The sequence below is a fragment of the Apibacter mensalis genome, assembly GCF_001418685.1.
Classification (GTDB): Bacteria; Bacteroidota; Bacteroidia; order Flavobacteriales; family Weeksellaceae; genus Apibacter; species Apibacter mensalis.
Map to the genome: position 1 here is coordinate 41,788 of NZ_LIVM01000012.1, position 21,308 is coordinate 63,095.

19 protein-coding genes and 2 tRNA genes are annotated in these 21,308 nt (G+C 29.6%); 9 read left to right on the forward strand and 12 right to left on the reverse strand.

From position 1 onward, the window contains the following. Positions 1-16: 16 nt before the first annotated feature. The 4 genes from leuD to ASC36_RS08605 form a co-directional block, all read right to left on the reverse strand. Positions 17-613 (reverse strand): 3-isopropylmalate dehydratase small subunit, encoded by a 597-nt coding sequence (leuD, locus tag ASC36_RS08590; protein ID WP_055426091.1) that lies wholly within the window; start codon positions 611-613, stop codon positions 17-19. 17 nt (positions 614-630) lie between these two features. Then, positions 631-2,025: a 3-isopropylmalate dehydratase large subunit gene (leuC, locus tag ASC36_RS08595; RefSeq protein WP_055426111.1), complete on the reverse strand. Its 1,395-nt coding sequence runs from the start codon at positions 2,023-2,025 to the stop codon at positions 631-633. A 34-nt stretch (positions 2,026-2,059) separates the two neighbouring features. After that, positions 2,060-3,550, reverse strand: coding sequence for a 2-isopropylmalate synthase (locus ASC36_RS08600; protein WP_055426092.1), 1,491 nt, complete (start codon positions 3,548-3,550; stop codon positions 2,060-2,062). Between the two features lie 743 nt (positions 3,551-4,293). Further along, entirely contained in the window at positions 4,294-5,736 is a 1,443-nt protein-coding gene (locus ASC36_RS08605; protein ID WP_055426093.1) for an ATP-binding cassette domain-containing protein, read from the reverse strand. A 158-nt stretch (positions 5,737-5,894) separates the two neighbouring features. Here ASC36_RS08605 and ASC36_RS08610 point away from each other — a divergent pair, with 158 nt between their 5' ends. Genes ASC36_RS08610 through ASC36_RS08625 form a run of 4 tightly spaced genes read left to right on the forward strand, consistent with a single transcriptional unit; the run spans position 5,895 to position 9,670 of the window. After that, the gene (locus tag ASC36_RS08610; RefSeq protein WP_055426094.1) at positions 5,895-6,866 is read left to right on the forward strand and encodes a polyprenyl synthetase family protein; all 972 of its coding nucleotides are present in this window, start codon (positions 5,895-5,897) and stop codon (positions 6,864-6,866) included. A gap of 5 nt (positions 6,867-6,871) precedes the next feature. Further along, the gene (locus ASC36_RS08615; protein WP_073961257.1) at positions 6,872-7,867 is read left to right on the forward strand and encodes a GSCFA domain-containing protein; all 996 of its coding nucleotides are present in this window, start codon (positions 6,872-6,874) and stop codon (positions 7,865-7,867) included. 22 nt (positions 7,868-7,889) lie between these two features. After that, positions 7,890-8,660 carry a TatD family hydrolase gene (locus ASC36_RS08620; protein ID WP_055426096.1) on the forward strand — a complete coding sequence of 257 codons (771 nt, stop codon included), beginning with the start codon at positions 7,890-7,892 and terminating at the stop codon, positions 8,658-8,660. 50 nt (positions 8,661-8,710) lie between these two features. After that, positions 8,711-9,670, forward strand: coding sequence for an acyltransferase family protein (locus ASC36_RS08625; RefSeq protein WP_141656244.1), 960 nt, complete (start codon positions 8,711-8,713; stop codon positions 9,668-9,670). Between the two features lie 173 nt (positions 9,671-9,843). Here ASC36_RS08625 and rpmA read toward each other — a convergent pair whose 3' ends face one another. Both rpmA and rplU read right to left on the reverse strand, forming a co-directional pair. Then, complete coding sequence (gene rpmA / locus ASC36_RS08630) at positions 9,844-10,113, reverse strand: 50S ribosomal protein L27 (protein ID WP_055426098.1); 270 nt, start codon at positions 10,111-10,113, stop codon at positions 9,844-9,846. A gap of 20 nt (positions 10,114-10,133) precedes the next feature. After that, positions 10,134-10,523: a 50S ribosomal protein L21 gene (gene rplU, locus ASC36_RS08635; protein WP_055426099.1), complete on the reverse strand. Its 390-nt coding sequence runs from the start codon at positions 10,521-10,523 to the stop codon at positions 10,134-10,136. Positions 10,524-10,680: 157 nt separating this feature from the next. On the opposite strand from rplU, the gene fmt reads away from it, so the two are divergent. From fmt to ASC36_RS08650, 3 genes are all read left to right on the forward strand, one after another. Next, a complete protein-coding gene (gene fmt / locus ASC36_RS08640; RefSeq protein WP_055426100.1) occupies positions 10,681-11,643 on the forward strand; it encodes a methionyl-tRNA formyltransferase in 963 nt (320 codons plus the stop codon). Between the two features lie 8 nt (positions 11,644-11,651). Next, complete coding sequence (locus tag ASC36_RS08645) at positions 11,652-12,461, forward strand: HAD family hydrolase (RefSeq protein WP_055426101.1); 810 nt, start codon at positions 11,652-11,654, stop codon at positions 12,459-12,461. A 206-nt stretch (positions 12,462-12,667) separates the two neighbouring features. Then, on the forward strand, positions 12,668-13,384 hold the full coding sequence (locus ASC36_RS08650; RefSeq protein WP_055426102.1) for a hypothetical protein: 717 nt from the start codon (positions 12,668-12,670) through the stop codon (positions 13,382-13,384). A gap of 49 nt (positions 13,385-13,433) precedes the next feature. Here the strand turns inward: ASC36_RS08650 and ASC36_RS08655 are convergent, their stop codons facing one another. The 4 genes from ASC36_RS08655 to ASC36_RS08670 all read right to left on the reverse strand — a co-directional run bounded on the left by ASC36_RS08655 (position 13,434) and on the right by ASC36_RS08670 (position 18,670). After that, entirely contained in the window at positions 13,434-15,206 is a 1,773-nt protein-coding gene (locus tag ASC36_RS08655; RefSeq protein WP_055426103.1) for a mechanosensitive ion channel family protein, read from the reverse strand. Positions 15,207-15,517: 311 nt separating this feature from the next. After that, positions 15,518-16,297, reverse strand: coding sequence for a (Fe-S)-binding protein (locus ASC36_RS08660; RefSeq protein WP_055426104.1), 780 nt, complete (start codon positions 16,295-16,297; stop codon positions 15,518-15,520). A 34-nt stretch (positions 16,298-16,331) separates the two neighbouring features. Next, a complete protein-coding gene (locus ASC36_RS08665; protein WP_055426105.1) occupies positions 16,332-17,651 on the reverse strand; it encodes a (Fe-S)-binding protein in 1,320 nt (439 codons plus the stop codon). A 44-nt stretch (positions 17,652-17,695) separates the two neighbouring features. Then, on the reverse strand, positions 17,696-18,670 hold the full coding sequence (locus ASC36_RS08670) for an MlaD family protein (RefSeq protein WP_055426106.1): 975 nt from the start codon (positions 18,668-18,670) through the stop codon (positions 17,696-17,698). A gap of 275 nt (positions 18,671-18,945) precedes the next feature. On the opposite strand from ASC36_RS08670, the gene ASC36_RS08675 reads away from it, so the two are divergent. After that, positions 18,946-19,018 (forward strand) — tRNA-Gly (locus ASC36_RS08675). A gap of 33 nt (positions 19,019-19,051) precedes the next feature. After that, a tRNA-Leu gene (locus ASC36_RS08680) sits at positions 19,052-19,135 on the forward strand. Between the two features lie 561 nt (positions 19,136-19,696). On the opposite strand, the gene ASC36_RS08685 is transcribed toward ASC36_RS08680, so the two are convergent. Next, entirely contained in the window at positions 19,697-20,047 is a 351-nt protein-coding gene (locus ASC36_RS08685; protein WP_055426107.1) for a DUF1493 family protein, read from the reverse strand. A 24-nt stretch (positions 20,048-20,071) separates the two neighbouring features. Then, positions 20,072-20,659, reverse strand: coding sequence for a hypothetical protein (locus ASC36_RS08690; protein WP_055426108.1), 588 nt, complete (start codon positions 20,657-20,659; stop codon positions 20,072-20,074). Positions 20,660-21,308 lie beyond the last annotated feature (649 nt).

Below are 21,308 nucleotides of genomic sequence, written 5' to 3' on the forward strand. Positions count from 1 at the left end.
GATGATGAGATCGTACTTAGTATTGAAAAATACGGTTTTTTTCATATTCTTCAATTTTATCTTTTTTAGATAATAAATAATTTATATCGTCAAGTCCTTGTAGAAGACACTCTTTTTTATAAGGGTTAATGTCAAAGATTTCCGTTTTTCCATTTTTATTATTTGTGATCGTTTGCTTTTCGAGATCAATAGTAATAGTATTTTTTGGATTTGAATGAATATTTTCAAAAAGATCCGATAAGAACTCAGGACTTACTATCACAGGCAATAGACCGTTGTTGAGGGAGTTGTTTTTAAAAATATCAGCAAAGTAGCTGGAAACAACAGCGCGGAAACCATAACCGGATACAGCCCAGGCAGCATGCTCTCTACTGGAACCACTTCCGAAATTCTTTCCCGCAACTAATATGGTTCCGCTATATGTTGGATTATTCAAAACAAAATCCGGTTTAGGATTACCATTTTTATCATATCTCCAATCAGCGAATAAATTATCTCCGAAACCTTCTTTATTAGTTGCTTTTAAGAAACGTGCCGGTATTATTTGGTCTGTATCCACATTCTCAATAGGTAGTGGAACATAAGTGGATGTTATTGTTTTAAATTTTTCCATTTTGTTTTTTTAAAGGATTAGTTTAGTTTTCTAGGATCAGTTATTTTTCCGGTTACTGCAGCGGCGGCGGCTACCAATGGACTTGCTAAAATTGTTCTGGCTCCGGGTCCTTGTCTTCCTTCAAAGTTTCTGTTGGTTGTGGAAACGGCATATTTACCTGCCGGAACTTTATCATCATTCATAGCAAGACAAGCAGAACAGCCGGGCTGACGAATTTCGAATCCTGCCTCTTCTAATATTTTATATAAACCTTCGTCTATAAGTTGTTGGGCTACACGATGACTTCCAGGAACCAACCAAGCAGTAACATTTTCTGCTTTTTTCTTACCTTTAACAAAATTTGCAAAAGTTCTAAAATCTTCAATTCTCCCATTGGTACAGCTTCCTATGAACACATAGTCAATCAGTTTTCCTTCCATTTTTTCTCCAGGATTAAAGCCCATGTAATCCAATGATTTTTTGAAAGAAATTTTTCCTGTTTCATCCAATCCGTCTAAAGTAGGTATAGATCCGGTTATGGATACTCCCATACCGGGATTAGTACCGTAGGTAACCATAGGTTCTATCTTAGTAGCATCAAAGGTATATTCTTTATCAAATAGAGCTCCCTCATCTGTTTTCAAAGTCTTCCAGTATTCAACTGCTTCATTCCATTTATTTCCTTTAGGTGCAAAGTCTTTATCTTTAAGATATTCAAACGTGGTTTCGTCAGGGGCAATTAACCCCCCTCGTGCACCCATTTCAATACTTAAATTACAAAGAGTCATTCTTTGTTCCATATTTAAATTTCGTATTGCTTCTCCTGCATATTCAACAAAATAGCCGGTAGCTCCTCCGGTTGTAAGGGTGGATATCATATATAGTGCTAAATCTTTAGCGGTTACTCCTTCGTTCAATGACCCGGTGAAGTTGATTCTCATTGTTTTAGGTCTGCTCTGAAGGATACATTGAGTAGCTAAAACCATTTCCACTTCACTGGTTCCAATTCCAAATGCAATGGCTCCAAATGCACCGTGTGTAGAGGTGTGGCTGTCTCCGCAAACTATGGTCATCCCCGGTTGTGTATAGCCGTTTTCTGGCCCTATGATGTGAACTACACCATTTCTTTCATTCCCAAGTGCATATAAGGTAAGTCCGAATTCTTCGGCATTTTTAGAAAGGGTGTCCAATTGTTTTTTGGATACAGGATCTTTTACCGGTTGATCTTGATTACAAGTGGGTGTATTATGATCGGCAGTTAATGTAGTTTGAGAGGGTCTAAAAACTTTTAATCCTCTTTCTCTTAATCCATTAAAGGCTTGAGGGCTCGTAACTTCATGGCAAAAATGCCTATCTATATATAATTGGGTAGGCCCATCTTGTATAGAAGTAACCGTATGAGCATCCCAAATTTTGTCAAAAAGTGTTTTCATGGTATATTCTCTTTTTAATTGGTTTGTATAAGTATTAAATGGTGAATTTATTAATAGCATCAATATAAGCTTCAACAGAAGCAGTTACAATATCGGTGTTTGCTGAAAATCCATAATAATTTTTACCCTTGTACTCTACCTGCATGTGAACTTTTCCTAAGTTATCACTACCTTTGTTAATGGCTTGAATTAAAAATTCATGAATAGTCATTTGTTTTTTTAGAATTTCCCTTACTGTATTAATAGCTGCATCTACAGGACCATTTCCAAAGGAGGTAGAAGTGAATTTTTCACCGGCCACGTCTAGGGTAACAATTGCTGTATTTTTAATTCCTTTTCCGGAGGTAACCTGCAAATAATCGAGCTTTATGCGGCTACTTTCATTAGGTTCTTTTCCTACTAAAATTAAAAGGTCATCATCATTGATATCTTTCTTTTTATCGGCAAGCTCTAAGAATCGTTCATAGATATTGGCTAACTCATTTGCTTCTACTTTAATTCCTAATGTGTTTAGTCGGCTTTTAAGAGCATGACGACCACTACGAGCGGTAAGCACTATGGCATTGTCGTCTATCCCAACTTCTTTAGGATCTATTATTTCATAGGTAGAAAGATTTTTTAATACACCGTCTTGATGAATTCCTGAAGAATGAGCAAAAGCATTTCTGCCCACTATAGCCTTATTGGGCTGTACAGGCATGTTCATTAAACTGGAAACCATTTTACTTACGGGGTATAATTTCTTAGTATTAATGTTTGTGTCAATTCCTAATTCTTTATGGCTTTTTATAGCCATAACAACCTCTTCCAATGAAGTATTCCCTGCTCGTTCTCCAATTCCGTTAATAGTAACTTCAACCTGTCTGGCTCCATTTATAACCCCCATAAGTGAGTTAGCGGTAGCCATTCCTAAATCCTGATGACAATGTGTAGATAAGATGGCATTTTTCATATCTACATGATCGATTAAGTATTTTATCTTTTCTCCGTACTCGGTAGGAAGGCAATAGCCGGTAGTATCAGGAATATTGATAACTGTTGCTCCCGCATTAACAACTGCTTGGACTACTTGGGCTAAGTATTCATTGTCTGTTCTTCCCGCATCTTCTGCGTAAAACTCAACGTCTTCAACAAATTTTTTTGCGTAAGTCGTTGCAGCAACTGCTCTTTTTATTATTTCTTCGCGAGTGGAATTAAATTTATATTTAATATGGAAATCGGAGGTTCCGATTCCTGTATGTATTCTTTTTTTCTTGGCGTATTTGAGTGCTTCGGCAGCTACTTCTATATCTTTTTCTACAGCACGGGTAAGAGCGCAGATGGTAGGTTTTGTTACGGTTTTGGAAATAGCTTCTACAGAAGTAAAGTCTCCCGGACTCGAAATGGGAAAACCGGCTTCTATGACATCTACCCCTAATTCTTCTAATACTTTAGCAATTTCAATTTTTTCAATTGTATTTAATTGACACCCCGGAACCTGTTCTCCATCCCTTAATGTAGTGTCGAAAATGAATAATTTATCCATCTTTGGTATCGTTTTTCTTTTTTGTGACTAAAAAACATTAAAAAGCCTTTCTCTTTAGAGTGAGAAAGGCTTTTCATATTTTGTATAATTTACAACACAAGCATTACTCACCCTGAGTTTGACCCAGAATTAAAATAATGCTAATTATGTTAGTAAACAATGACATTCGTTTTATTACTTATAATTGGGCGCTAAATTATGATAATTTTTCTAAATGCCAAAATATATTTAATAAAAAATATTTTTACTTTATATTGTTTTGCATAACTATCAAATAGGGTAATTTTAAATGAAATAATTATTTTAAATATAATTATATAATTAAAGATGGATGAACCTATTTATAATTCTTATTTTATTTTTACTTTTTTATTAATACTTATTTGGTTTATGATATATGTTTCTATATTTAAGTAAAAATTTTCAACTAAAATCAAGCTATTTTTTACATTTCTTTAATTGTGTCAATATTTAGCAATTATTTTACTTTGTTTAATTGATGTTGACTATTATTAGATGGTTTTAACTTTTTAATATGATAACCTTGCTTACATTACTACATGTAAATTCGTCTCACGGATTTTTAAGCTCTATAATTTTATCACTATCTGATAAGCTATGCTCTCTAAACAAATATATTATCCTAAAGATCGAATTGCCATTAGAGAGGAGATGTTCTCCAATACAGTTGATTACCTTATCTATAAATGAAACATTTTCTGATTTTTGGAAATAGAATTTTATTATTGTTTCGTTAGGATGAACTCTTGATTTATTAGAGTCGGTAATTCTTCTTTCTGATGGGTAACATATATCAAGGATTTGTTTGAGTCGCAAAATTCTTCTATAATTTGTATTACACGAAATTTATTACTCATATCCAGACCATGTAAGGGTTCATCCAAAATTATCAATGAAGGATTTTTCACAAATACGCGTGCTAATAAGACTAAACGTTGTTCTCCATTTGATATAGTAAGAAAAGAAGAGTTTTTAAGATTTTCTATTCCAAATGTTTTCATCCATTGTATGGAAGTTCTTACTTGTTCTTTATCACATTTTCTATATAATCCTATAGTATCAAAAAAACCCGATCCAACCACTTCCAAACAACTCACATTTTTTTGATAATACAAATGCATTTCTGGAGATATATAACCTAGGTGTTTTTTTATATCCCAAATACTTTCTCCTGTTCCCCTTTTTTTATCAAAAAGAATGATATTATTAGCATAAGCTTGAGGATTATCAGCGGCAATCACACTTAATAAAGTTGATTTTCCTGAGCCATTAGGTCCAGATAATGCCCATTTTTCACCCTTTTGAACTTTCCAAGATAAATTTTTTAAAATAGTTCGATTATTGTAACGAATATTTATGCTTTTCAACTGTAAAGCATACTTATAATTAATATCCTTAGGTTGATTTAATGAGGGTGGAATAAGTTTTTTGTCATATTTGATACAAGGGAACAACTCATTTTGTAGTTTTTTATCCAATAAAAAATCTTGAGTTGGTAAACTAGGAAATAGTGTTTTGTTTTTAATTGGTAAAACGTGAGTAATTATAGAAGAAATATCAGCAATTTCAGAAACAAGAAGTATAATTTGCAAGTTATGTAAATTTTTAAGATCAATTAATATTTGATCTAAAACTTGTCTGGCGTTGGTATCTAAACCAATGTAAGGATTATCTAATATTAAAATTTTGGGTTGATAGGATAAAGCCTGTATAATTAAAAATTTTCTGAGTTCTCCACTGGAAAGAAGATCTACATTCTTTTCAATTAAATCTTCAATTCCGAATATGGAAATGAGGTATTCCATCCATCTTAAATCAGTATTCTTAAATAAAAGGTCTTTAACTTTAGGGGTTTGATCATCTAAGCCCATGTTCCACCTTTGTTGGTAGTAGCTGTTTTGTATTTTAGAAAGGGAATGAATATTTCTAAAAGCAACCATTTTTACATAATTGAATAAATTGTTACATTTTTTTTTATACATAATTTTACCTTCTTTTATAGCGTATTTACCTAACAAAATTTCTATAAGTAAAGATTTACCCGCCCCATTAGGACCAATGAATGCCCAATGTTGTGATGATTTTATTTTTAGATTTATAGGTGTTGAAAATTTTGCAAATTCTTTTTGTGGAATTATATTTTCTAGTTCTAAAATAGTATTCATTTTAAAATTATCTTTTTATAATATTTATAAATGATAAAAAAACTTAATTATTTAATATTAAATGTAAAATATTGATAATAAATTTATTTACAAGGGTAGGAAGAATATTTTACAAAACCTTATCTTTGTAACAACATATTATAGGAAAATACGAAAAAATGCATTTTTTAGATAACTATAGGTCAATTATTAGAGATGCTATAAATAAACATAACTTAACTAATCCCCCTCACCAACTTTATGATCCCATCAATTATATTTTAACATTGGGTGGTAAACAACTTCGTCCTATAATTTTATTAATGTCTTGTGAATTGTTTGACGGAAATATTGAAAAAGCAATTAAACCAGCTTTGGGGATAGAATATTTTCATAATTTTTCTCTGATGCATGACGATATTATGGATAAAGCAACTTTACGAAGAGCTCAAGAGACAGTTCATGTAAAATATAATGAGAATACCGCAATTCTATCGGGAGATGCTTTAATGGTTATCTCATTTCAGATGTTAGAAGATTTAGAGCCCCATTTATTTAAAAAATGTTTTTGCTTGTTTTCACAAACTGCATTAGAGGTTTGTGAAGGACAGCAGTATGATATGAATTTTGAAAAGCAACAAATTGTCTCGTTTGAAGAATACATAAACATGATTACAGGAAAAACAGCTGTTTTGTGTGCTTGTGCCTTTAAAATGGGTGCATTAATAGCTGAAGCAGAACCTGACGATTTAAAAAATATGTATGAATTTGGTCGATCTCTGGGAATCGCATTTCAGTTGATGGATGATTATTTGGATGTATTTGGAAATCAGAAAACTGTAGGTAAAAAACATGCGGGAGATATTGTTGAAAATAAAAAAACGATTTTATATGTTTTAGCCCAACAGAAAGCGGATGAAGTACAAAAACATAAATTAAATTATTGGTATACTATTACTGGAGAAAATGAAAATAAAGTAAATGAAGTTTTAGCTGTTTTCAACGAATTAAATGTAGGAGATTCTTGTTTAGAATTAGTTAAAGCGTATTCCGATCAAGCTAAAAATTATTTAAATAAAATAAGAGTTGATACCAATAAGAAACATACGTTTTATGAACTGGTAGATTATTTATTAGTTCGGGAAAGTTAGCAATGATGATATTTAGAACAGAATTACCATATAATCCTAATTCCATTAAGCTCGATTACAAAAGTAAAATATTTACTATAGGTTCTTGTTTCGCCACAGAAATTTCCAATAAGTTATCACAATATAAATTTTCTGTATTACATAACCCTTTTGGAGTTATATTTCATCCTTTAGCTATTGAAAATGCACTTATGAGAATTTTTTCTCAAGAAGAATATCAAGTATCAGAACTTTTTAAATACGAAGAATTATACTTAAGTTGGGATCACCATTCCTCATTTAGTGATATTTCCAAAGAAAGGGTTTTAACTCGTATTAATCAGAATATAAATTTTGCGAATAAGTTTCTTCAAGAGACGGATATGGTTATAATTACCTTGGGTACTTCTTTTGTATATAAATTAAAACAATTTGATATAATAGTAGCTAATTGCCATAAAATACCTAATACACATTTTTCTAAATTATTATTAGCGGAACATCAAATTATAACTTCGCTAAAAAATATTATTGATATGTTGACGGATATAGGTAAGAAAGACATGAAAATTTTTTTTACTTTAAGCCCCGTCAGACATATTAAAGATGGAATGGTTGAAAACAATAAAAGTAAATCCAAGCTATTATGCGCCATTCATTCTGTAGTTGAATCGTATGATAATTGCGAATATTTCCCATCCTATGAATTTATGATAGATGATTTACGTGATTATCGTTTTTATAAAGAAGATTTAATTCATCCTAATGATATAGCCATAAAATACATATGGGAAAAATTTAAACAAGCTCACATTTCATCTGAAGAATTTATCACCATGCAGATGGTAAAAAAAGTAAATACTTCATTACAGCATAAAATTCAAAATACACAGACAATTGCCTATAAAAAATTTTTATATAATATTGTGAAAAATATTCAAGATTTAGAGCCTCTTTTACCACCGGGTGCTTTTAAAGAAGAATTACAAGAATTAAGAAAAAGAATGGATGAATCTTATTGAAATTTAATTATATAAATAAACAATGCTATTAGTAGATAGTCATACCCATATATATTCTGAACAGTTTGATCAAGACAGGAAAGAAGTAATCCAAAGAGCCATGGATAATGGAGTGAAGCGGTTTTACCTTCCTTCTATAAATTCCTCATACTATCCTAAGATGGAAGAATTAAAAAATAAATATCCTGAAAACATATTTTTAATGATGGGGCTTCATCCTTGCGATGTAAAACTAGATTCGTATGAAAAAGAGTTAGCGTTCGTTGAAAATAAACTTTCCGAAGAACCATATGCAGCAGTAGGGGAAATAGGATTGGATTTATTCTGGGATACTTCTACCTTAGAAATTCAAAAGTATGCTTTTATAAAACAAATACAATTGGCTAAACAATATAAGTTGCCGGTAGTAATACATGTTAGAGAAGCATTTGATCAGGTATTGGAAATTATAAGAAACGAAAAAGATGCGGATTTATATGGTATACTTCATTGCTTTACCGGAAATTTAGAACAAGCAAAAGAATTCATAAATTTAGGTTTTTATTTGGGAATAGGAGGAGTAGTTACCTTTAAAAATGGAAAAATTGATCAATTTTTAAAAGAAATACCTTTAGAAAATATTGTTTTAGAAACTGATGCTCCTTATCTGGCACCCTCTCCTTTTCGTGGAAAAAGGAATGAATCTTCATACTTAAAGATTATTGTAGATAAGCTTTCAGATATTTATGAGATGATGCCTGAAAAAATAGGTATTATTACTTCAGAAAATGCAAGAAAAATTTTTAAATTATAAGAATAAAATAGAACGGTGATTAATTATTGGTAAATTAAAATATAAAGTTTATGCAGAGAAATATGCTTTTTGATTCATTGAAATTTGGATTAATATGTTTAATGGTATATGGGCATTGCATACAATTTAATGTTGGTCATATGAAAGATACAATCTTTGGATTTATATATATATTTCATATGCCTTTATTTATCTTTATATCTGGATATTTCTCAAAAAATATTACTTGGAAGAAATATAAAAGATCATTTATATCATTAATTATTACATTTTCTATATTTCAATTTATTTATTCCGTTCCTCTACTTTTTGTGGGATTAAAGGAATGGTTCACTTTTTTTATTATACCCAAAGGGTGGTACATTTTGGGATTATTGATATGGCGTTTTTTATTTCTTATAACCAAAGACTGTATCTCTAAACCAGTACTTTTATCTGTTTCTTTTATATTTCCCCTTTGTGTCGGTTTTTTAGAATTTAATATATTAATGTTTAGAATATTTACTTTCTTTCCTTACTTTTTGTTAGGAGCCTATTGCCAGGAATTTATGATATTGAAAATTAGAGAAATAAAAAAATATTATACAATAAGTCTTCTAATCATTACTTTTGTCCTCATTTATTTCTTTATTAACCAGGAATTTACAGTTACTCTTTTTGGAGAAGGTTCATACATAACAAATAGTTCTACAAGAATTTATGGATTTATTTATAGGGTTTTAGCATATGTTTTAGCAATAGTAGTATCCATTGGAGTAATTAATTTAATGCCTGATACGATTGGGAAATATGGGTCACAGACATTAGAAATATATTTACTACATCATGTGATATTATGTGTTATTTATTTTGGAATATTTCCTTTGTTAAATTTTCATTCAAGTTTATTATTAGATTTAGGTATTTCAGCCGTAATAATTATTGTATGTATATATTTAAATAAGTTTAAGATAATAAAATACATTATGTCTCCTTTACCATTATTAGAGAAAATGAATATAAAAATTTAGTAATAACTTCTTTGTATTTAAAAGAATAGAAATTCTTTAAATGTTTTTCAATTAATATATTAATTTATATGATCTTGTTAATTAAATTTTAAAAATATTGGGATGTGTCATATAAAATAAATAAAAAATCCGGTATAACCGGATTTTCATATTTTAACATAATCGTTTAAATTCTATGCTTGAACTTCAGTTCCAGGTTGTATTGATACATAGGAACGATTATTTTGTTTTTTTCTAAAAACTACTACACCATCTGTAAGAGCGAACAAAGTATGATCTTTTCCCATTCCAACATTATCGCCTGGGTGATGAGTTGTTCCTCTTTGTCTAACCAAGATGTTACCTGCTTTGGCGTCTTGACCACCGAAAATCTTTACTCCTAATCTTTTGGAATGTGATTCTCTACCGTTTTTGGAGCTACCAACTCCTTTCTTATGTGCCATGCTTTAATTTCTTTATTAAATTAATCTTCTGCTTTTACTTCTTTAACTTCCACTTCTTTTTTAGGAGTTGCTTTCTTTGTAGTCTTTTTAGGAGCTTCTGCACCACCACCTATTGAAACAATTTGGATTTGAGTAAATTGTTGCCTGTGACCGTTTTTTACTTTGTAACCTTTTCTTCTTTTCTTTTTGAAAACAATTACCTTGTCTCCTTTTACATGCCCTAAAACTTTAGCGACTACTGTCACTCCATTAATAACCGGGGCGCCAACTGTTACAGAACCGTTATCGGTAAGCAATACTTTGTCAAAAGTAACTTCGTCATCAATATTAGCTTTTAAACGATTTACGAACAATTTTTGGTCTTGCTCAACTTTGTATTGAAGCCCTGCTATCTCTACAATTGCATACATAAAATTTCCGTTTTTTTGATTTGCAAATATAATAATTTTTTTAGAATTAAAATGTTAATTATATAAATATAAAAAAGTTAAAAAATGAGAAACATGTATAATAGAAAAAATACAATGTTTACATTTGTATTATACAAAATTTACACGCATATTTTACATGAATAAAAAAGCACTAAGAATTGTCTACATGGGCACTCCGGAATTTGCAGTAGCTCCTTTAGAAGAAATTATAAAATCAGGGTATGAGGTAGTCGGAGTAGTAACCACTCCGGATAAACCTGCAGGTAGGGGACAAAAAATGGCTGAATCTGCCGTTAAAAAATATGCTCTAAGTAAATGTCTGACATTGTTCCAACCTATAAAAATGAAAGATCCTGAATTTATAAGTCAGCTTCAAAAGTTGAATCCGGATGTAATAGTTATAGTTGCTTTTCGTTTGCTGCCTAAAGAGATTTGGTCTATACCTAAATTGGGGACTTTTAATTTGCATGCCTCCTTATTGCCTCAATACAGAGGTGCTTCACCTATTAATTTTGCAATAATGAATGGAGATAAAGAATCCGGTGTTACTACATTTTTTATTGATGATAAAATTGATACCGGTGAAATTTTGCTACAGGCTAAAACTGAAATAAAAGATTCCGATGATGCAGGAATTTTACATGATAAATTAAAAGCCATAGGAAAGCAGTTAGTAATAAAAACTTTAGAAGGGCTGTCGCAAGGTACCTTAAAACCTCAAAAACAAGTTTTGAAAAAGGGAGTAGAATATAAATATGCGCCTAAATTATTTAAAGAGGATTGCCAAATACGGTGGGATGCACCTTTAGAAAAGATACATAACTTAATACGTGGTTTAAGTCCTTATCCTACAGCTTTTACACATCTGTTGATTAATGGAGAATCTAAAATTTTGAAAATATATAAGGGACATTATAAGATTGAAAAACATATTTTAAATGTTGGAACTGTAATTATTGAAGGTAAAAAAACATTTAAAATTGCAGCAGCAGATGGATTTTATTTTTTAAGTGAAATACAATTAGAAGGAAAGAAAAGGATGGAAATTTCAGATTTTATAAATGGATTAACAATAAAACATAATTTACAAGCTAACTAAAATAATATATGGACTATAGCAAGATTAAACTGATTGTGACAGATATGGATGGAACGCTGCTTCATTCAGATTATACATTAAATAAAGAATTTTTTACAATATATGAAAAGCTGAAAAAGCTTGATATAAAGTTTGTCGTGGCAAGTGGAAGACAATATGAAAGTCTCTTAGGTGTTTTTGAAAGCATTAAAGATGAAATCTATTTTATCGCTGAAAATGGAGGTAATGTGGTATACCAAGGAAAGCATATATTTGTTCATGAATTAGATCAACATGTGATCAATGAGGTAGTACAATTGATACGTCCCCTACCCAATACACAGATGCTTTTATGCGGTATAAAAAGTGCATATATTGAAGAAGGATTTTCTGAATTCGAAAAACAAATCGCTCCCTACTATCCTAAGAGGAAAATTATTCCGAGCTTTCAAGAATCTATAAATGATCAGATTGTAAAGATAGCTATATACAACACGGTTGGTTCTGAAGAAAATATTTTGCCCTGTGTGGAACATCTAAGTGAAAATTTTCAAGTAGTAGTATCTGGTAAATTTTGGCTGGATATTTCTGTTAAAAATGCTGATAAAGGATTTGCATTAAAAGAAGTTCAAGAAATATTAAAGATATCTAAAGAAGAAACTATGGCTTTTGGAGATTTCTTAAATGATATAGGAATGATGAATGAATGTAATTTTAGTTATGCTATGAAAAATGCTCATCCTAAATTATATGAAATTTCTAAATTCAAAACCGATTCCAATGATGAAGATGGTGTATTAAAGATTTTAAAAGAAGTAATAGCACAAAGGGAGAGATAAATAAACGTAAAGGTTTACCACCCTAATGGATTTTAAATTAGATTTGACTTAGTTTATAAATTGAAAAAAAACTCTAAAATAGAACTTAAATAAAGAACAAGTTTAATACAATGTTAGAATTAGCAGATAAATACCTTATAAAATTATATAAATCGTAAATCATAGATTTTATAAACACTTATTAATTTTTTAAATAATTAAATAAAATGAAAAGAAAAATATTTATCTTGTTACTGATCGTTTCTTTTATTGCTAAAGCGGATATTTTAACTAGTAAATATTTTACTGTTTTATCCCATGTTGTTGAAAAAGAACCAACGCTGGAATCAGTTTTAAATCATTATTATGTCGCTGTAGCCGGTAGCAAGGAAAAATTACAACAAATTACTTCTCTAATTTCAGAAGGACAAATAACTTTTCCTCAATTATCGGAGAGCGCCGACATAGAAATTAAATATAAAGCACCTAATAAATATATATCTAAAATCTCAATTATGGGACAAACTATAATAAAAGGCTTTGATGGACAAAAGTTATTTTCTAATGTACCGGTAAACAATGAAGATGAATTAAAAGAAATGAAAATGAAAAAAGGCATATTTTCTGAATTATATGTTACCCAAGATAATGCTGTGCTGGAAGGAAAGAAAAACTTAGATGGTAAAGAAGTTTATAAAGTTACAGTTATAGAGGATAATATAAAAACTATTTTTTACTTTGATGTAAAAACAGGATTAAAGGTTAAAGAAGAAACTTTGAAGGGTACTGAAGTATTGATAAAGGAATATGCTGATTATAAAGATTTTGAAGGATATAAGCTATCTACTAAAATAAAAACTCAAGTAACCGGTCAGACAGCAGTTCAAACTATTACTAAATATGAAATAAATCCTAAATTGGACGATTCGCAGTTCAAACTTTAAAAACATTAATAAAAGGCCTGAACGTGGCCTTTTTATTTTATTCAATAATTTAAACATTTGGTTTATTCTTATATTGAGGAGGCATTACAATTTCATTACCTTCGCGTTCTGCATAGAAATGAGGCGATAAAATTTCAATTCCTTCTTCATGAAACTTATCCATAATATTTTTGTGAAGACATGAATACACTTTAGGCATGGTTAAATCGCGATCGGTATAAGCATTGATCTGATAGCAGCAATAAAAATCTTCCAATTCTTTAACTAATACAAACGGAGTAGGATTTTTTAATACGCCTTCAGTATTAGTAGCAGCTTCAATAAGTAAATCTTCAACTTGTTTTCGAGGAATATCGTAACCCACCGTAATATCTGAATATATAATAATCCCATATTTTCTTGCAGAAGCACTATAATTAACTGTCTGAGAAGAAAGAATAAAAGAATTAGGAATGGTAATCAATTCATTTTTTGAAGTTCGAATCCGTGTTACAAATGGTGTTTTTTCAATAACATTTCCAGTGGTCTCGTTGAGCTTAATCTGATCACCGATTTTAAATGCGCGCATATAAGTAATAACTAATCCGGACATTAAGTTTCCTATTACTGTAGTAGAACCTAAAGATATAATTAGACCGATGAACACTGAAATTCCTTGAAAAGCTGGAGAATTTGAATTAGGGAGCAAGGGCCAGATCATAATGAACATAAAAGAATAAAGTAAGAATCTTAGGATGTTGAAAGTTGAATGAGCCCAATCTGAATAAAAGCCTTTGATTTTAATTCTTTCTTCAGATATTTCTCCAGAAAAATATTTTAGAATTTTTATTAGGTATTTGAAAATTAAGTATATAAAAATTATTTTAACTAGATTGGGAATATAATGAATGATCGTATTTCCCATATCTTTAGCCAGATTTCCCATAAAAGTAAAAATGTGATACACATATCTTTCTGTTTCAGGGAAAATAGAAAATATAATAAAAATAGATATGATTAATTGGATAATGATAAACGAATATTTAAAAATTTTTATTATAGAAACTAATAAAACTTCCTGTCGTTCATTGGTAAGAAACTTATTTGCTTCGAACTTTTCATTAATTATTTTCTTTAAACGATTTTTGATTTTTTTAAATAATTTATGAGTAAAATAGATAGCAATTGTTTGAGTAATAATAACTAAAAATAATATTAAGAATGACTTAATTTTTTGTTGAAGCCCATATTTAGAGTGCAATTCAGATATTTTTTTAGATATAATTGATGTATATTTTTTGGCAAGTTCTTGTCGGGTAGAATTTTGCCATAAGCCATCTTGGTCTGATAAGGTAATTATAACCTTATCTCCGGACATAATATCTGTAACATATTCGGTTTCATACATGTATATGGAATCAGGTTTAAGCCTTAGTTTTTTTCCTTCTGCCAATATCATTTCCTTTACCTTACTTGCTCGGTCTGCGGGCATTACTCCGCCTCTTCGCGCATATAAATAAAATAAAGTATCTTTATCAATAATTATAGGATATCCTTTAGTGATAGCCCGTAAGGAATCTATTTGTTTTTTTTGGAAAACTTTTTTTAAAGAATCGGTTTTTCCTATATTTTTCTTTTCATTGAGAAGAGCAATTTGACTTAACTTTAATTCTTGAACTTGCATTTTTAGCTCCTGTATCTTTAGTGAATCTTTCTTTTCTTTGGATAAAAGAGTATCTTTATATATGCTATTCCATTCATTATTATTTTGTGCATATGCACTTATAGCTGTATATATATATATAATTATAACAATATATATTTTTCGGTTAGTTTTGCTCATTGAGTGGTTTTTATTGGATGTATGTGTACGTAATTAATTTTTAACTGATTTATGATAAATTTAAAGGATTTGATCAACTAAAGTTAATTTCTAAAGACTATAATTATATTACAATATAATACGTTGTTAAAACAGGTGGTTTTTGATATAAATAGTTATTATTAAAATAAATATTTTATTTTAAAGCAAATAAACTAATAAAATTTCAAAATAAAAAATAATTATTTAAGTAAGATAGTTGTATATCCAACTAGTTTATATACAAATTTTTAGCTATTATTTTATAAATAGGAGATGGGAATAAATTTATTTTATAAATTTTCGTTCAACAACTCAGCTAAATCTTTAACATATATTTGTGAGCTTTTATTTTTTGATTGAATACCATCTGTGAGCATAGTATTGCAGAAAGGACATCCTGTTGCTATTATATCGGGGTTAAGCTGTAAAGCTTCATCAGTGCGCTCAATATATATATCTTTATTACCGGGTTCGGCTTCCTTAAACATTTGTGATCCACCTGCACCACAACATAAACCATTTTGTTTACAGCGCTTCATTTCAAGTAAATTAGCTTCCAATTGGGCTAATAATTCTCGAGGTGCTTCGTATTCATCATTAGCTCTTCCTAAATAGCATGGATCATGGAAAGTTATTTTTTTACCTCTAAAAATACCACCATTTACTTTTATTTTTCCTTCTTTTAATAGAGACAACAAAAATTGCGTATGATGTAAAACTTCGTAAGTTCCTCCTAACTGGGGGTATTCATTTTTTAACGTATTAAAGCAATGGGGGCAGGCAGTAACAATTTTTTTAATTTTATAAGAATCTAGAACTTCTATATTCATCAGGGCTTGCATCTGAAAAAGAAATTCATTTCCGGCTCTTTTGGCAGGATCTCCTGTGCAACCTTCTTCCTGTCCTAATATAGCAAACTCTATGTTAGCTTTTTGAAGCAAAGAAGCAAAAGATTTTGTTATTTTTTTAGCTCGATCATCAAAACTTCCGGCACATCCCACCCAGAACAATATTTCAGGTGATATTCCTTCTGCCTTAAATTCTGCCATAGTTTTTATGGGTCGTTCCATGTCTCGGGTCTATTTTGAATCAATAAATTAAAAATTATTCTTTACTCCAGTTTGCTCTATCATTTTGGCTGAATTGCCATGGAGCTTTATTATTTTCTATATTACTCATCATGGTATTTAATTCATTAGGGGCAGCTGTTTTCTCCATTACTAAATATCTTCGCATATCGATAATTATGGAAAGAGGATTAATGAGGAGAGGACATGCTTCCACACATGCATTGCAGGTAGTGCAGGCCCAAAGTTCTTCCGTAGTAATATAGTCACCTAAAAGCTGTTTACCGTCATCCAAAAAAAATCCATTTTTATCCATGTTTCTGCCAATTTCCTCTATACGATCCCGTACATCCATCATAATTTTTCTAGGAGATAGTTTTTTTCCGGTTAAGTTTGCCGGACAACTCAAGGTGCATCTTCCGCACTCAGTACAGGTATAGGCATTCAATAATTGTATCCAAGATAAATCGGTTGCTTCACTGGCTCCTAATTTTTCAGGAACTGATTCTTCCGGAGATATTTGATAGGGATCAGCATTCGGGTCCAACAATAATTTTACTTCCTTAGTAATAAATTCCAAATTATTAATTTGACCTTTTTGGTGAAGATTGGCATAATAAGTATTGGGAAAAGCAAATATTATATGTAAGTGTTTTGAAAAATATAAATAGTTTAAGAAGAATAACACTCCCATATAATGAAACCACCAGGCAGATTTTTGCCATATATGTAAACTTTCTACAGAGAAAGAAGAAAATAAATTCTTAAAAAGAAAAGTGCTTATTGGAAAAAAACCACATGAATGTAATATACCCATTTTTTGAAGTGTAAAATCCGCGGCATTCATAATAAGCAAAGAGAGCATCATTAAAAATTCGATAATCAAAATAAGATTTCCGTCTTTGTGTGGCCAACCCAACAGGTCTTTGGAATTAAGTCTGGGAACTTTGATTATATTTCTTCGTATAAAGAATATAGCTACCGCAATTAAAACTGAAAAAGATAGTATATCTACTGTTTCTGTTGTTAAATTATAAATGGATGAGGGTAATACTTTTCCGAAATACCGGTGAGTGCCTAATATACCATCAACAAATATTTCAATTAATTCAATGTTTATTATCACAAACCCTATATACACAACCATGTGTAGAATACCTGAAATTGGACGGGATAACATTTTTCCTTGTCCAATGGCTATACGTAAAACTAATTGCCATCTTAATAATGAATTATCTGAACGGTTTTCAGCTTTACCTAATAAAATGTTTCTTCTTATTTTCAAGATATTACGAACAAACAATCCAATTCCGGCAAAAGTAAGAATTAAGAATATGATTCTCTGTAAGTAATACATAATTAGTCAATTAGTGGGTATTAACCCTAACAACCTATTAAATATTATTTGACCATCTCTTCTTGTTTACTCTTTTTTCCTCCCCCTCCGAAGATTGAAAAGTGAACATATCTTTTTGGATTGGTTTTTAAATCATCCAATAAAACGCTAAGATTTTTAGAAGCTTGAGTTAAGTTTGTATATAGACCCGGATCATTTATAAGTTTACCCATGGAACCCTCTCCCGAATTTATTTTACTAGATATAGTATTAAGGTTACTTAAAGTAGACTCTAATTTTTTAACGGCTATATCTAAGTCAGCCTTATTAATTTTATCAGCCATCATTCCATATTTTTCTACAGTAGTATTGGTAGTAACCATCATTTTATTAGCGTTATCTATGGCCATATTAATTTTTGATGAATTATTGGCAAGTAATTGATTGGCACCTTTACTTAACTTATTGAATTCTGCAATAGCTTGATTTAAATTTGCAAGTGAAGACTCTATAGTTTGTCTGTTTTTTTCATTAAGAAGTTTGTTGGTAGAGGCAAGAGTAGAATCCAATCTTAATAAAACTTTATTGGCGTTATCACTTATAGGCTTTATCTTTTCTTCTGCTAAATCCATTATACCCGGCAATAAACTCCCTTTTAAGGTATCACCGGATTTTGCAATTTCTGCTTGATCTTCTGCCAAAACCAAGTTGATTTCTGCACCGTTCATAAAACTGGTAACTATTTGAGCAACTGAATTCTTTGAAAATTTATAATCTTGATCAACATTTATTGCTACAATAAAGCTTATATTTTTTGTTTTAGTGGGTACAGGGATGATAGACTCTACCATTCCTACTTTTAAGCCGTTTATATTTACATTTTTAGACTTAGATAAGCCCTCAACCTTATCATATTTTACATAATAGGTGTTTTGGTTGGTAAAAACGTTTTGCGCTTTTAGAAATTTAAACAACCACCAAAAAGCTAATAAAGTTATAATTACTATTATACCTGCTATAAATTCCTTTCTTGCTTTCACTTTTAAATTTTGAATAACTTTTCGACAAATATAAACAATTAATAAAAATTCTATTGTTTTTTTTAAATAGAAGATGAATAATCAGGATAGAAATAAGGAGGATGGATCATTTTTAACTTTAGAATTAATATAATATTTGATTTTTAATAGATTGAAAATTAATTATATAATTTCAGATGGAGTTAAGGATAGTTGAAAAAATTAAAAAAAAGTTTGCAGATAAGAAAAATCGATTCTATATTTGCAAACCCAATTACAAGAAAGATATTAGAAGTGCGAAAATAGCTCAGCTGGTAGAGCACGACCTTGCCAAGGTCGGGGTCGCGGGTTCGAGTCCCGTTTTTCGCTCAGGTTTGATAATTAAAATATAAAAATACTAATGCCCCGGTGGTGGAATTGGTAGACACGCAGGACTTAAAATCCTGTGGCCATTAGGCTGTACGGGTTCAAGTCCCGTCTGGGGTACATTTTTAAAGGCTTAAACATTTGATTTTAAATGATTTAAGCCTTTTTGTTTTTGTAATTTGCTGTTCTTATGCAGAAAAAATGAATTAATGAATCTTTTTTTAGTAAAATTTATTGGATGTTTTCATTAAAAAATCTTTTTAAAAAAATATAGTATTTTATACGTTTTTTTAATGGAAATTAAATAATATAATATGACTTCTAAAGGTCAATCTAAAAATTTAAAGGTTGTATAATTGTAATAACCCTTTTTTGTATTTCCAATAAATAATAGGTTATATCTTCGTTTTTGCAGTGATTAGCATATTTTCTTTATTAAAATGAAAGATGTTCATGTAAATATTTTAAATGAAGTTATATAAGTTGTACTAATTACAAATAACCCAATACTTTAGACTTTGTACTCTTTTTACCTGTAGGAGAATTTGTTTTTAATCTTTTCTAAATAACAAAGGGGAATATTATTTTTTTGTTGTTCGATGATTCGAAGTTGCATGTATATAAAGAAAAGTATTAAAAAGTATAACTATAATAGGTATTTTTAATAAATTTATTAAAAACCTATTTTAATACACCCGTTTTAATAGCTTCTTGTAATTCTGCAATACTTAAGTCTTTTAATTCGGGAGCGTTAGTTGTCTTTTGTGAAAATATACCTTTTATTTTATTATATATATTTTTAAAAACATCGAATATTGTGTACGCTTCGGGGTAAAATCTTTCATCAAAGTTAAATTTATTACTAAAAGTAATATTAAATTCTTTTGTAAAATGAAGTAAAAAATCGTCAACATCATCCCCAACTAACCCAAAATCTTTATATAGTTTCATATCGGGAGTAAAAATTATTCTCTTACTCCATTTTGATAATAATTCTTTTTCTAAGAATAATTGCAATTTATGGTCTATCATAGTTTATCTGTTTAATTATATAGGTTACCAATATCCACTACTACCACCACCTCCGAAGCTCCCACCACCTCCCAAGCCTTTAAAAGTTACTTTATTATGTTTCTTGTCAAGCTCATATAGTTCAATTAATAATTCTACCACATCAACAACTATTATTGCAGCTCCAATATTGGGAATAAGACGCCCTAATCCTCTGCCTAATACTTTTGTGGAGACTAATTTAAAGTTAGCATTAATGCTATAAATTTTAAAAGACATTTGTTGAGGTAATGCATTAGATAAATATTTAGAAGCAATTGAAGTTCCTTTAGCGGAACCTTGTGTTACAAAACGCTTTTTTAATATGGGACTACCAACTAAAAACATTCCTGCACCTACAACAGATTTTCTATAATTATGAGTAGTAATAGTTTCTTTAATATTTATTTTTCCAATTTCGAAATGATAAGGATTTGAATTATTATTGTACCGTGAAAAATTGCTTGTAAGATTATCTTTTAAAGACCTTTGTATATCAAAATGACTTTTATGACTAATCCCCAATTCGCTGTTTCTCCTTGCTCGTTCAATACTATTTAATAATTCGTAGTCTGATAGATCGTTATATCTCATAAATTATACTAATTTCTAAGCAAATATAGATTCAAATATATATAAAATACAGCTAAATCCTATAAAATAGCATCATTAACTATCGCTTTTTCTTTTTAACGTATTCCACATATCTTTCCGGTTAGATGTCTGTTGTTATTAATTTTCAAAACGTTTTCCCGTTTTAATATATGGTAATCGTTTCATCGCTGATGCATTTAAAAAAACTTTATATTTTATTAATTTTATGTTTATATTTTTAATGATATAATTATAATTTGGTGTAGACTTTTCATAGATTTTTATAAAAGAATAATTTAATCAAAATATAAGTATTGAAATACCTTTTATAATCTCGCCGATCACATTAATTTTATAGATAAAAAGCCATACTCTACATTTAAGTTAAGAGTCATATAAAATATAAATTTTAAAAATTAAAGTTTATCTCTCATCTTTTTAAATATAATCTCTTTATTGGGATAAAATGTGAGTATAAGATTTTTTTAGGAAGAAAAAATCCATGTTTATTTTACTGATTTTTACTTTTTTTAAAAAAAATTAATTATTTATTGAATTTTTATTTAATATAAATTAATTTGATTTTATGTTTATTGATTAATTTTTTATTTTATTATTATTTTTTTAAGATATAAAAAATAATATTGGA

Coding starts and splice junctions, on each gene's coding strand:
- leuD (WP_055426091.1), bottom strand. CDS start 613: ATGGAAAAATTTAAAACAATAACATCCACTTATGTTCCACTACCTATT.
- leuC (WP_055426111.1), bottom strand. CDS start 2,025: ATGAAAACACTTTTTGACAAAATTTGGGATGCTCATACGGTTACTTCT.
- ASC36_RS08600 (WP_055426092.1), bottom strand. CDS start 3,550: ATGGATAAATTATTCATTTTCGACACTACATTAAGGGATGGAGAACAG.
- ASC36_RS08605 (WP_055426093.1), bottom strand. CDS start 5,736: ATGAATACTATTTTAGAACTAGAAAATATAATTCCACAAAAAGAATTT.
- ASC36_RS08610 (WP_055426094.1), top strand. CDS start 5,895: ATGCATTTTTTAGATAACTATAGGTCAATTATTAGAGATGCTATAAAT.
- ASC36_RS08615 (WP_073961257.1), top strand. CDS start 6,872: ATGATATTTAGAACAGAATTACCATATAATCCTAATTCCATTAAGCTC.
- ASC36_RS08620 (WP_055426096.1), top strand. CDS start 7,890: ATGCTATTAGTAGATAGTCATACCCATATATATTCTGAACAGTTTGAT.
- ASC36_RS08625 (WP_141656244.1), top strand. CDS start 8,711: ATGCAGAGAAATATGCTTTTTGATTCATTGAAATTTGGATTAATATGT.
- rpmA (WP_055426098.1), bottom strand. CDS start 10,113: ATGGCACATAAGAAAGGAGTTGGTAGCTCCAAAAACGGTAGAGAATCA.
- rplU (WP_055426099.1), bottom strand. CDS start 10,523: ATGTATGCAATTGTAGAGATAGCAGGGCTTCAATACAAAGTTGAGCAA.
- fmt (WP_055426100.1), top strand. CDS start 10,681: ATGAATAAAAAAGCACTAAGAATTGTCTACATGGGCACTCCGGAATTT.
- ASC36_RS08645 (WP_055426101.1), top strand. CDS start 11,652: ATGGACTATAGCAAGATTAAACTGATTGTGACAGATATGGATGGAACG.
- ASC36_RS08650 (WP_055426102.1), top strand. CDS start 12,668: ATGAAAAGAAAAATATTTATCTTGTTACTGATCGTTTCTTTTATTGCT.
- ASC36_RS08655 (WP_055426103.1), bottom strand. CDS start 15,206: ATGAGCAAAACTAACCGAAAAATATATATTGTTATAATTATATATATA.
- ASC36_RS08660 (WP_055426104.1), bottom strand. CDS start 16,297: ATGGAACGACCCATAAAAACTATGGCAGAATTTAAGGCAGAAGGAATA.
- ASC36_RS08665 (WP_055426105.1), bottom strand. CDS start 17,651: ATGTATTACTTACAGAGAATCATATTCTTAATTCTTACTTTTGCCGGA.
- ASC36_RS08685 (WP_055426107.1), bottom strand. CDS start 20,047: ATGATAGACCATAAATTGCAATTATTCTTAGAAAAAGAATTATTATCA.
- ASC36_RS08690 (WP_055426108.1), bottom strand. CDS start 20,659: ATGAGATATAACGATCTATCAGACTACGAATTATTAAATAGTATTGAA.